We start from the raw sequence: 11335 nt of genomic DNA, 5'->3' as shown, positions 1-11335 counted from the left end.
GACCGTGTCACATACAAACAACATATGCTCTGGGTTCTTTTCCTACTGGCGGCCTGGGCCGTGGCCGGCACCGCGTGTACGCGCCTGTGTCTGGCCGCCGTTCGGGCCGCGGCCGTGGACGCGGACACCGGCCGGGGTCGTGAACTCACGCTGTACGAGGCGGCGTTCCTCTCCGGCGGCCCCCGGCGGGTCGCCGACGTGACCCTGGTCGCCATGGCGCGCCAGCGCCGTCTGCTGCTGGCCCGCACCGGCTGGGCGACGGTCGTCGACCCTCGCGGGCGGGACGAGATGGAGCAGTCGGTGATAGGCGCCATCGGACCCGAAGGGCAGTCCCGGATCGCGCCGGTGCGGGCCACCGCCGCGACGGCGGAGGCGGTGCGCGGGATCGCCGAGGGGCTGGTGCGCGCGGGGCTCGCGGTGCCGGACAGCGCCCGTACGACGGTCACGGCGGCCGTACGGCAGGTGCGGGTCGCGGCCGTCGCCGTCCTCGGGCTGGGTGTGACCGCGCTGCTGACGCCCGCTCCGCCGGACATGCCGCGGCACCTGGTCGCCCTGTGGTTCGCGCTGCCCCTGGCCCTGACCCTGAGCTGCCTGGCCGTCGCGCGCATCGAGATCCACCCCTACTCGCGCTGGGCCTCGCCGGCCGGACAGCGGCTGCTCGGCGGGCTGACCCGGACCGCGGACGGCGACGCGGACGACCGCACGTACCTCACGTCGGTGGCCGTGCGGGGCGTCGGCGCGATCGGCGAACCGGATCTGCGGGCCGCGTTCGCGCACCGCAGGCCGCACGACTGACCGACCGGGGGCGCACAGGGGCATCGGGCCCGACACCGGCGGACGGTGCTTGCCTTCCCCCCGCACCGAACGAAACATCCCTTTCGTCGCCACCGTGCACCGAAGGGATACGCGATGAGGGCCGCCCTCCTCTACTCGGCAGCCGGGTCCCTGCTGTTGAGCACCCTCACCGCGGCCCCGGCCACCGCGGACCGCACGGGGGCGGCCGAGCGACGCGGCACCGCCGTGGCCGCCGCGCGCGCGAAGGCGGCCGGTGTCGCCTTCGGCCCGTGCCCCGACGCGCAGGACCTGCCGGGCAGCATGCAGTGCGGCACGGTCAGCGTCCCGCTCGACTACGCCCGTCCCCGGGGGCCGGCAGATCGAACTCTCCGTCAGCAGGGCCCGAGGGACGCCGCCACGCCGTACGACGGCGCCCTCGAACTGCGCGACCGCCTCGCCGGCTCGGTGCTGGTGACGGAGCGGGACGCCGGGGCCCACGGTCTTGCGGGCGGCCCGAACGCCTGCGTCAACGGCCACCTGGAGGCGTACCTGCTGGAGGGGCGGCTGCCGGGACGGCGCGCGCAGTGCGCCCCGCACCCCGTCGAGCAGACGGAGCAGCACCCGGAGGCGGCGGCCGAGGCGGAGAACTCACGCGCGGTCTACCTGGCCGTCGAGTGCAACGACGCCCCCTGGCCCTCGGCCTGGCGGGTGTGGGACCGGGACAACACCCGGCTCGCGCGGGTGGCGCCAATCCGAAGCCGACGGCCCCGGACCGCGCCGGGGCCGTCGAACGCGTCCGCTGATCAGGCCAGAGAGGCGACCAGCTCGGCGATGTCCTTGCGGCGGCCCGTGTAGAACGGCACCTCCTCGCGGACGTGCATACGGGCCTCCGAGGCGCGCAGGTGACGCATGAGGTCGACGATGCGGTACAGCTCGTCGGCCTCGAAGGCGAGGATCCACTCGTAGTCGCCGAGGGAGAACGAGGCGACGGTGTTGGCGCGCACGTCCGGGTAGCCGCGGGCCATCTTGCCGTGGTCGGCGAGCATGCGGCGGCGGTCCTCGTCCGGCAGCAGGTACCAGTCGTAGGAGCGCACGAAGGGGTAGACGCTCACATAGTCGCGGGGCGTCTCGTCGGCGAGGAACGCCGGGATGTGCGCGCGGTTGAACTCCGCGGGGCGGTGCAGCGCCATGTTCGACCAGACGGGCTCCAGGGCGCGGCCCAGCTTCGTCCGGCGAAAGAGGTTGTACGCCTCCTGAAGCGCGTCGCTGGTCTCCGCGTGCCACCAGATCATGAGGTCGGCGTCGGCGCGCAGGCCCGAGACGTCGTACGTGCCGCGGATCTTCACGTCCTTGGCGGCGAGCTGGTCGAACAGCTCCTGGACCTCACCGGCGTACCCGGCGCGGTCCTCGGGGAGGACGTCCTTCAGCTTGAAGACGGACCAGAGCGTGTAGCGGATGACCTCGTTGAGGTCCTTGGCCAGCTTGCCCTTGTTCGGGATCCTGCCGGACTCGGGGGTGGGGGCGTCGTTGCTCATGGCCTTATTCTCCTGCTCCGCCGTGCAGGCTCTGCACCGGGTGGGCGGTGAGCTCCTGCACACCGCCGAGGTCGCCGCGGAGCTGGTCCACGGCCGCGTACGCGCTCGCGATGCAGGCCGGGATGCCGACGCCGTCGTAGGGGGCGCCGCAGACCGCGAGGCCGGGCAGCCGGGCGATGTGCTCGCGGACGCGGGCCACGCGCGCGTGGTGGCCGACGGGGTACTGGGGCAGGCCGTCGTCCCAGCGGGTGACGCGGGTGGCGACGGGCGGGGCGTCGAGGCCGGTCGCCGCCTTCAGGTCCTCCCGGGAGACGTCGACCAGCTCGGCGTCGTCGCGCTGGAGGATCTCCGTCTCGCCGTACCGCCCGACGGAGGTGCGCAGGAGTACGAGGTCCGGGTTCTCGTCGGCGATCCAGCCCCACTTCTGCGAGGCGAAGGTGGACGCCTTGATGGTGCGCCCGTCGACCGGCGGCACGAGGAAGCCGCTGCCGTCGGGCAGGGCCGTCCCGGAGCGGCGGTAGGCCAGGGTGATCAGGGCCATGGAGGCGTACTCGACGCCGTCGAGCTCGGCGGCGGCCGCCGGGTTCTCGGCGCGCAGCAGCCGGGCGGCGGCGGATGCCGGGGCGGCGAGGACCACGGCGTCCGCGCGCCACTCCCGCTCCCCGGAGCGGACCTGCCAGCCCCCCTCGGGCGTGCGGCGCAGCTCCGTCACCGGCGTCCGGGTCAGGATCTCGCCCCCGCGCGCCCGCACCGAGTCGGCCACGGCGAGCGGCAGGGTGCCGATGCCGCCCCGGATGCCCATGAACACCGGGCCGGTCTGCCGGGACGCGGCGGCCTTGGCCTGGAGCTCACGGACCCCTTCCGTCAGGGAGGTGTGGGTGCGGGCCACCTGGAAGAGCTGCGGGACGGCCGAGCGCATGGAGATGCGGTACGCGTCGCCCGCGTACACCCCGCCCAGCATGGGTTCCAGCAGGCGGTCGACGACCTCGCGGCCGAGGCGCTGCGCCACGTACTCCCCGACCGCCACGTCGTCGCCGACCTCGGTGCGGGGCAGCTCGGCATCCCGCTCGATGCGGGCGAGGCCTTCCTCGGAGACCACACCGGCCAGGGCGGACGCGGTGCCGGGCACGCCCATCACATGCCCCTTGGGGAAGGGGCGCAGGGCGCCGCGGGTCCAGAGCGAGGCGGTGGCCGTGGCCGGGGGCTGGAGGCGGTCGGCGAGGCCCACCTCGCGCGCGAGTGCCACCGCCTCGGGGCGGCGGGCCAGCATCGACTCGGCGCCGAGGTCGACGCGCGCACCCGCGACCTCCCCGGGCAGCAGCTTGCCGCCGACCCGGCCGGAGGCCTCCAGCACGGTCACCCGCGCCCCGCGCTCCAGCAGCCGGTGGGCGGCGGCCAGCCCCGCGATGCCCGCCCCGATGACGACGACCTGCCCTTGAACCTCACGCATGCCCCCAGCCTCTCAGACCCCGCTGACAGCGCCGCCGCGCCCCGGTGTCCGTGACGAGTCCCGACCGTGACCGCATCGGAACCGTCCCGGGCCAAACGTCCGGCCCCGCCCGGGCGTCGAAGAAGCGTCAGCAGAATCGACCCCGGGGGATGCCCGCATGCGCACACGACGATCCGTACGACGCCCCGCACCGGCCCTCGCAGCGCTCCTGCTGGCCGCCGCCCTCGCGGTCACCAGGTGCGGCGCCGGCGACGACAGCGGCGGCAGCGGTTCCGCCGCCGACCGCGGGGCCGCCGCCTCGCGGGCGGACGACAAGGCCGTCTCCGGGGAGGCCGCCCCCCAGGGCGCCGGGAGCGGCGCCAGGGCCACGGCGCCGCCGGAGGTCACCGCGAGCCACATCATCCGCACGGCATCCCTGACGGTGCAGGTCAAGGACGTTCCGAAGGCCCTGGAGCAGGCCCGCACCGGCACCGAGGACGCGGGCGGCTACGTCGGCAACGAGACCACCACCCGGGACGCCGAGGGTCATGAGCGCACCCGGGTCGTGCTGCGGGTGCCCGCCGAGAGGTACGAAGAGGTCCTCGCCGAACTGGAGGGCACCGGCAAGCTGCTTAACCGCAGCGCGAAGGCCGAGGACGTCACCGACCAGGTCGTGGACGTGGAGAGCCGGATCAAGACGCAGCGCGCCAGCGTGGCCCGGATCCGCGAGCTGATGGACCGGGCCGGCAAGCTCAGTGACGTGGTGACCCTGGAGGGCGAGCTGAGCACCCGCCAGGCCGACCTGGAGGCGCTGCTGGCCCGGCAGAAGTCCCTGAAGGACCGCACCAGCCTGGCCACCATCACCCTGTCGCTGTCGGAGACCCCGGTGAAGAAGGCGGCCAAGGACGACGACCCGGGCTTCGTCGACGCGCTCGCGGGCGGCTGGAACGCGTTCGTGACGATGCTGCGCTGGCTCGCGATGGCCTTCGGCGCCGTGCTGCCGTTCGCGGCGGTCGCCGCAGTGATCGTCCTGCTGTGGGTGAGGGCCGTACGCCCCCGCCTGCCGCGGCGTCCCGCGCCCGCGCCCGCGACGACAGCCCTGGGCCCGCTGCCGACGGCCCGGCCGGCGCCGGAGGCGACGCGGCCCCGGACCCCGGACGAGCAGGCCTGAGGCGGGCTCGACCGAGGCGGGCAGGACTGAAATGCCGGGCTCCCGTAGCGTGTTCGCATGAACATGAGCCGTGCAGGGGAGCGACTGGTCGTCATCGGCGGCGACGCCGCGGGCATGTCCGCGGCGTCGCAGGCGCGCCGTCTGAAGGGCCCCGACGAGCTGGAGATCGTGGCGTTCGAACGGGGCCACTTCACGTCGTACTCGGCGTGCGGCATCCCCTACTGGGTCGGCGGCGACGTCACCGACCGGGACCGGCTCATCGCCCGCACCCCCGAGGAGCACCGCGCCCGGGACATCGACCTGCGGCTGCGCACCGAGGTGACGGAACTGGACCTCGACGGGCGGCGGGTGCACGCGCGTGACGTCGACACCGGCGAGGAGTCCTGGACGTCGTACGACAAGCTCGTGATCGCGACCGGTGCCCGGCCGATCCGGCCTGACATGCCCGGGGCCGACGCGGCCGGGGTGCACGGCGTGCAGACGCTGGACGACGGCCAGGCGCTCCTCGACACGCTGGAGGGCACGCGGGGCCGCCGCGCGGTGGTCGTCGGGGCCGGCTACATCGGTGTGGAGATGGCCGAGGCCCTCATCAACCGCGGCTACGAGGTGACGGTCGTCAACCGCGGCAGCGAACCGATGTCGACCCTCGACCCCGACATGGGCCGCCTGGTGCACGAGGCCATGGAGGGCCTGGGCATCACGATGGTCAACGACGCCGAGGTCACGAAGATCCTCACCGGGGGCGACGGACGGGTGCGGGCGGTGGTCACCGAGGACCGGGAGTTCCCGGCGGACGTCGTCGTGCTCGGCATCGGCGTCCGCCCCGAGACGGCCCTGGCGAAGACCGCCGGGCTCCCCCTCGGCCCGCACGGCGGTCTCCTCACGGACCGCTCGATGCGGGTGCGCGGCCACGAGGACATCTGGGCCGGCGGCGACTGCGTCGAGGTCCTGGACCTGGTCTCCGGCCAGGACCGGCACATCCCCCTGGGCACCCACGCCAACAAGCACGGCCAGGTCATCGGCACCAACATCGGCGGCGGCTACGCCACCTTCCCGGGCGTGGTCGGCACGGCGGTCAGCAAGGTCTGCGACCTGGAGATCGCCCGCACGGGCCTGCGCGAGAAGGACGCCCACCGGGTGGGCCTGCGCTTCGAGTCGGTCACCATCGAGTCGACCAGCCGCGCCGGCTACTACCCGAACGCCTCCCCCATGACGGTCAAGATGCTCGCCGAGCACCGCACGGGCCGCCTCCTCGGCGTCCAGATCGTCGGCCGGGAGGGCGCGGGCAAGCGGGTCGACATCGCGGCGGTCGCCCTCACCGCGGGCATGACGGCGGAGCAGATGACGACCCTGGACCTCGGCTACGCCCCGCCCTTCTCCCCGGTCTGGGACCCGGTCCTGGTGGCGGCCCGCAAGGCGGCGGCGAAAGTACGCGGTTCCCGGTGAGAGGGGCGGGGTCCGTGCCCTCAGGGGCGCGGGGAACTGCGCGACAGGCGCAGCGGACCCGCACCCGGCAACGAACCCCGCACCCTCACGGCGAAGCCCTACGCGGTCCCGGCCGAACCGGTGATCCGGTCGATCGCCTGCCGCGCCTGCTCCGCCGGCGGCCGGGACGGCAGCGAGGACACGGAGGCCGGCGCGGCCGTCACCGCCGGCGGCTGCTCCCCCGCCGGCTTCGCGTGCGAGGCCACCCGGGTCGACCGCAGCCGGTGACTCACCGCCTCCTCCAGCGTCACGGGCCGCCGCATCTGGGTGGCCAGCCGCCCCGCCTCCTGGCCGAGGCGTGCCACGTCCTCCCAGGGCAGCCGCACCACCAGCGTCAGCTCCGCCTCCCCGTCGGGCAGTGCGTGCATCGCGGGAGTAACTCGGTCGTTCATCGCCTGTTCCTCACGTCGGCCCCGCGACCCGCCTTCCCCGCGTCGCGGGCGGTTGCCGAGACATACGCACGCCTGGACCACTGCGTTCACCGGCGACTGCGGACACCGCGTACACCAGCGTGATCCCGGGCGGCGCCTGGGTGAGGTGCGCCAAGGACGAGCGGCCCGGCCGCCGGGGCGGGGCGAGGGCGCCGGGGACCGCCGTCAGCGGGCCGTCCGCGTGTGGACGTACTCGACCAGCCGGGTCAGCGCGTCCGGGTCGGTGGACGGCATGACGCCGTGGCCGAGGTTGAAGACATGGCCCTCCAGGTCCTTCGCCGAGTCCAGGACCTCGCGGGTCTTGGCCTCGACGGCCTCCGTCGGGGCGAAGAGCACGGTCGGGTCGAGGTTGCCCTGGAGCGCCTTGCCGGGGCCGATGCGGCGGGCGGCCTCGTCCATCGGGACGCGCCAGTCGACACCGACGACGTCCGCGCCGGCCTCGCTCATGAGCGGGAGCAGCTCGCCGGTGCCGACCCCGAAGTGGATGCGCGGGACGCCGTAGCCGGCCACGGCATCGAAGACCTTCGCCGACGCGGGCAGCACCGAGCGGCGGTAGTCGACGGGGGCCAGCGCACCGGCCCAGGAGTCGAACAGCTGCACCGCCGAGGCGCCCGCCTCGATCTGCACCTTCAGGAACGCGGCGGTGATGTCCGCGAGGCGGTCGAGCAGGTCGGCCCACAGCTCCGGGTCGCCGTACATCATCGCCTTGGCGTTCTCGTACGTGCGGGACGGGCCGCCCTCGACGAGGTAGCTGGCGAGGGTGAAGGGGGCCCCGGCGAAGCCGATCAGAGGCGTGGCACCGAGCTCTCGGGTGAGCAGGCCGATGGCCTCGGTGACGTAGGAGACGTCCTCGGGGGTGAGGTCGCGCAGCTGCGCGAGGTCGGCGCGGGTGCGGACCGGGTGCTCGACGACCGGGCCGACGCCGGGCTTGATGTCGAGGTCGATGCCGATGGCCTTGAGCGGGACGACGATGTCGCTGAAGAAGATCGCCGCGTCCACGCCGTGCCGGCGCACCGGCTGGAGGGTGATCTCGGTGACCAGTTCCGGCCGCATGCAGGATTCGAGCATCGGGATGCCCTCGCGCACCTTGCGGTACTCCGGCAGTGAGCGCCCGGCCTGCCGCATGAACCACACCGGCGTGTGCGGCACGGGCTCGCGCCGGCAGGCCTTGAGGAAGGCGGAGTCGTACGCGGCGGACGGCTGCTGGGCCCTGGGGGCGTCGTTGGCACTCACGGGGCCAAGTTTCGCACGCCGCCGGACAGCACTATTCAGCCCCTGGACAGGCGCGGGGTGTCTAGCCCCGCACCCGGGCTCCGGTCCCCGTAATCTTCCCGCATGGCTGCGGCTCAGGGACGACTGTCGGACGGCGCTGGCGGTATGGACGAAGCGAAGGACACCGAGAACGACCGGCGGGAGGCGGACTCCGCCCCGCTGCCCTTCCGGGCCGCCGTCGACGCGCTGAGGGCGGCGCGGCTGCGGCCCCAGATCGAGGTCGAGCCGACGCCCGCGCCGAAGCGGCTCGCCCCGTACTCCTACGCGCTGGAGGCGGCGGTCGTCGACGGCGAGCAGGACCTCGCCGACGGCCGGCTGGTGCTGCTGCACGACCCGGCCGGGCACGACGCGTGGCGGGGCACGTTCCGGCTGGTGACGCTGGTGCGCGCGGAGCTGGAGCCGGAGATGGCGGCGGATCCGCTGCTGCCGGAGGTGTGCTGGTCCTGGCTGACCGGCGCGCTGCAGACGCGCGGGCTGACGTACGGGGAGCCGAGCGGCACCGTCACGCGCGCGAGCTCCCACTACTTCGGCGGGCTGTCCGCGCGCCCGGCCGCCTCGCAGATCGAGATCCGCGCGTCGTGGACGCCGCGCGAGGGCCTGGGCGGAGTCCCGGACACGGCCGCGCACCTGGCGTCCTGGTGCGATCTGCTCGCCCAGATCGCGGGGCTGCCCCCGGCCGGTCCGGGTGACGCATCCGTGGTGACGCTGCCCCAGCGACGCGGGCCGCAGTCCCGCTGACCGGTCCCCGCAACGCCTCCTGATCCACCCCTTGATCCACCCCTGACCGCCCCGCACTGATCGACCTTGTGCGGGGCGGTCAACCATGTCCTGCCGACGATCACACCTGAGTACCCCTCTTGGCCGAATCACTTTGTCGATACGGCCACTTTCGACCGCGTACCGACGCAGACCGAAACCGTTCCACCTTCGAATGATCGACCGCCTGTCCGAATTGCACGGATTGTTATCACTGAATCGTGATCATTCTCTAAAGGCGGACGGGTTCGGTGCCGAAGACGACTGTGACCTTGAAAGCACGGTTCGTCCCGGCTTCACCCCCACGAGCCGGCCCCGTCCCGCACCCCAGGAGGCCTGGTGTCCGTTCTCCTCGAGCAGCCCGCAAGCCTGGTCGCCTACCGCCCGAACAAGCCGACCGCCATGGTGGTCGTGGCCGACCCGCGCGTCCGCTCCACCGTCACCCGCCACCTGTGGGCGCTCGGTGTGCGCGACGTCATCGAGGCCTCGTCCATCGCGGAGGCTCGTCCCCGCATCGGCAACCCCCGCGACATCTGTGTCGCCGACGTCCACCTGCCGGACGGTTCCGGCCTCACCCTGCTGTCGGAGACGCGCGCCGCGGGCTGGCCCAACGGGCTCGCCCTCTCCGCCGCCGACGACATCGGCGCCGTGCGCAACGCACTCGCCGGCGGGGTGAAGGGATACGTCGTCACCGGCACCCGTACCAACGTCGGGCTCCCCACCCGGCCGGGCGCCGCCCCCATCGGCGCCGCCGCCGCGCGACTGCACCGCCGCCCCCCGGGTGCCCCGAGCCACCCGGGCGGCTACCGCGAACTGTCCGGCCGCGAGGTCGAGGTGCTGCGGCTGGTCGCGGAAGGCCAGTCGAACAAGGCGATCGGCGTCTCGATGGGCCTGTCCGCCCTGACCGTCAAGAGCCACCTCGCCCGCATCGCCCGCAAGCTCGGCACGGGCGACCGGGCCGGCATGGTCGCCGTGGCGCTGCGGACCGGGATCATCCACTGACCCGCTCCGCCGTGACCCTTCGTGACCCCTCCTGCACGTGAACGGGACCGGCCGTCGGCCCCGTTCACGTCACGCACGGTTCGCGAACCCGCCGCTTCCCCGACATGACTGGTTTGCGACCCCAGGGCGCCCGTCGACGGAACGTTCCGTCGACGGGCGCTGTCCATACATGGATACCCTTGACAGGTGACCGACGCCCACGACACCGCAGCAGACAGCTCACTGCGAACCACCGGAGGCGCCCCTCCGGACGACGGCGGATCTTCTGTTACGGAGGCGCCGATCCCTTTGCTTGAGCCGCGAGAGGGCATTCCGCCCGTCATCGCGGACGAGGCCGCCCTGGCCCGGATGATCGCCGCCTTCGAGGCAGGATCGGGGCCCGTCGCCGTCGACGCCGAGCGCGCGTCCGGCTACCGCTACGGGCAGCGCGCCTACCTCGTGCAGCTGCGCCGCGAGGGCGCCGGAACGGCCCTGATCGACCCCGTGGCCTGCCCCGACCTGTCCGCCCTCGGTGACGCCCTGTCCGGCGTCGAGTGGGTGCTGCACGCCGCCACCCAGGACCTGCCCTGCCTGCGCGAGATAGGCATGGTGCCGACGCGGCTGTTCGACACGGAGCTGGCCGGGCGGCTCGCCGGCTTTCCCCGGGTCGGCCTCGGCGCGATGGTCGAGAGCGTGCTGGGCTTCGTCCTGGAGAAGGGGCACTCCGCCGTCGACTGGTCGACCCGGCCCCTGCCCGAGCCCTGGCTGCGCTACGCCGCGCTGGACGTCGAGCTGCTCGTCGACCTGCGTGACGCGCTGGAGAAGGAGCTGGACCGGCAGGGCAAGATGGAGTGGGCCCGCCAGGAGTTCGACGCGATCGCCTCGGCTCCCCCGCCCGAGCCCCGCAAGGACCCGTGGCGGCGTACGTCCGGCATGCACAAGGTGCGCCGCCGTCGGCAGCTGGCCGTCGTACGGGAGCTGTGGCAGACCCGGGACCGGATCGCCCAGCGGCGGGACGTGTCGCCGGGCAAGGTGCTCGGGGACGCGGCGATCGTGGAGGCGGCGCTGGCCCTTCCGGCCAATGTGCACGCACTGGCCGCGCTGAACGGTTTCGGACACCGCGTGGGCAAGCGGCAGCTGGAGCAGTGGCAGGCGGCGGTGGACCGGGCGAAGGCGCTGAGCGAGGCCCAGCTGCCGCAGCCGGGGCAGCCGGTGACCGGGCCTCCGCCGCCGCGCGCCTGGGCCGACAAGGACCCCGCGGCCGCAGCGCGGCTGTCCGCCGCCCGGGCCGGGGTGTCGGCGCTGGCCGAGCAGGTCGGCATGCCGCAGGAGAACCTGATCACCCCGGACACGGTGCGGCGGGTGTGCTGGGAGCCGCCGGCGGTGGTCGACGCCGAGTCGGTGGCCTCTGCCCTGGCCGGGCACGGTGCGCGGCCCTGGCAGGTGGAGCAGGTGACCCCCGTGCTCGTGGAGGCGCTGTCCGTCAAGGAGGCCTAGCCGC

At 73.9% G+C, this 11335-nt stretch carries 10 protein-coding genes and 1 pseudogene; 7 read left to right on the top strand and 4 right to left on the bottom strand.

Going from position 1 to position 11335, the window contains the following annotated elements; all coding sequences use genetic code 11:
* Window positions 1-24: 24 nt before the first annotated feature.
* Window positions 25-795 carry a TIGR04222 domain-containing membrane protein gene (locus tag GTY56_RS27775; protein WP_161368049.1) on the top strand — a complete coding sequence of 257 codons (771 nt, stop codon included), beginning with the start codon at window positions 25-27 and terminating at the stop codon, window positions 793-795.
* A gap of 336 nt (window positions 796-1131) precedes the next feature.
* Window positions 1132-1374: pseudogene (locus GTY56_RS41655) on the top strand (alpha/beta hydrolase); the annotation flags it as partial.
* A 203-nt stretch (window positions 1375-1577) separates the two neighbouring features.
* Here GTY56_RS41655 and hemQ read toward each other — a convergent pair.
* On the bottom strand, window positions 1578-2309 hold the full coding sequence (gene hemQ / locus GTY56_RS27765) for a hydrogen peroxide-dependent heme synthase (protein WP_161368047.1): 732 nt from the start codon (window positions 2307-2309) through the stop codon (window positions 1578-1580).
* A 4-nt stretch (window positions 2310-2313) separates the two neighbouring features.
* Entirely contained in the window at window positions 2314-3759 is a 1446-nt protein-coding gene (hemG, locus tag GTY56_RS27760) for a protoporphyrinogen oxidase (RefSeq protein ID WP_161368046.1), read from the bottom strand.
* 157 nt (window positions 3760-3916) lie between these two features.
* Between hemG and GTY56_RS27755 the strand changes: the two genes are divergently transcribed.
* Together GTY56_RS27755 and GTY56_RS27750 are read left to right on the top strand one after the other, a co-directional pair.
* Entirely contained in the window at window positions 3917-4909 is a 993-nt protein-coding gene (locus GTY56_RS27755; RefSeq protein WP_161368045.1) for a DUF4349 domain-containing protein, read from the top strand.
* Window positions 4910-4966: 57 nt separating this feature from the next.
* Window positions 4967-6355: an FAD-dependent oxidoreductase gene (locus GTY56_RS27750; RefSeq protein ID WP_161368044.1), complete on the top strand. Its 1389-nt coding sequence runs from the start codon at window positions 4967-4969 to the stop codon at window positions 6353-6355.
* A gap of 98 nt (window positions 6356-6453) precedes the next feature.
* On the opposite strand, the gene GTY56_RS27745 is transcribed toward GTY56_RS27750, so the two are convergent.
* Both GTY56_RS27745 and hemE read right to left on the bottom strand, forming a co-directional pair.
* The gene (locus GTY56_RS27745) at window positions 6454-6786 is read right to left on the bottom strand and encodes a hypothetical protein (RefSeq protein ID WP_161368043.1); all 333 of its coding nucleotides are present in this window, start codon (window positions 6784-6786) and stop codon (window positions 6454-6456) included.
* A gap of 204 nt (window positions 6787-6990) precedes the next feature.
* Window positions 6991-8058, bottom strand: a complete 1068-nt coding sequence (gene hemE, locus GTY56_RS27740; protein ID WP_161368042.1) for a uroporphyrinogen decarboxylase — start codon at window positions 8056-8058, stop codon at window positions 6991-6993.
* A 102-nt stretch (window positions 8059-8160) separates the two neighbouring features.
* On the opposite strand from hemE, the gene GTY56_RS27735 reads away from it, so the two are divergent.
* The 3 genes from GTY56_RS27735 to GTY56_RS27725 all read left to right on the top strand — a co-directional run bounded on the left by GTY56_RS27735 (window position 8161) and on the right by GTY56_RS27725 (window position 11331).
* Entirely contained in the window at window positions 8161-8835 is a 675-nt protein-coding gene (locus tag GTY56_RS27735) for a DUF3000 domain-containing protein (RefSeq protein WP_161368041.1), read from the top strand.
* A 357-nt stretch (window positions 8836-9192) separates the two neighbouring features.
* Complete coding sequence (locus tag GTY56_RS27730) at window positions 9193-9855, top strand: response regulator transcription factor (protein ID WP_003993737.1); 663 nt, start codon at window positions 9193-9195, stop codon at window positions 9853-9855.
* Between the two features lie 186 nt (window positions 9856-10041).
* Window positions 10042-11331, top strand: coding sequence for an HRDC domain-containing protein (locus GTY56_RS27725; protein ID WP_161368040.1), 1290 nt, complete (start codon window positions 10042-10044; stop codon window positions 11329-11331).
* Window positions 11332-11335 lie beyond the last annotated feature (4 nt).

Origin of the sequence: Streptomyces sp. SID5643 (assembly GCF_009872555.1) — a bacterium.
In the GTDB taxonomy this organism is placed as follows: Bacteria; Actinomycetota; Actinomycetes; order Streptomycetales; family Streptomycetaceae; genus Streptomyces; species Streptomyces iakyrus.
The sequence above is the reverse complement of the archived record's forward strand: the minus strand, read 5'-3'. Positions and strand labels throughout refer to the sequence as shown.